This is a genomic window from Lysinibacillus sp. GbtcB16, assembly GCF_019091145.1.
Classification (GTDB): Bacteria; Bacillota; Bacilli; order Bacillales_A; family Planococcaceae; genus Lysinibacillus; species Lysinibacillus fusiformis.
Genome location: NZ_JAGXJV010000505.1, coordinates 1 through 264 on the forward strand (window position 1 = coordinate 1; position 264 = coordinate 264).

Here is a 264-nt window from a genome sequence, read left to right on the forward strand (position 1 = left end):
GTTTACAGCGGTACATCCGACGGTTGGCGTTGGGATCAAACGGACAGAGTACCGTACGCAAGGGGAAACTGAAGCTTGGCAGACCGTCACCGCGCAGCCGCTCATCTTCGCCGATGAAGGGGTGCATCACATCCAGTACCGTTCAATTGATGTGACGAATAACGAAGAAGCTCCCAAGGATTTGATTATTGGCATCGATAAAACAGCCCCAGCAACGACACACACCTCCTTAACGGGATGGCAGCGCACACCGCAAACGGTCAC

General features: G+C 53.8%; 1 protein-coding gene. It reads left to right on the top strand.

Translation table 11 applies throughout. The features are described 5' to 3' along the window. The coding region (locus KVT27_RS25055; protein WP_217582215.1) for a hypothetical protein at nucleotides 1–264 on the top strand (264 nt) is incomplete at both ends.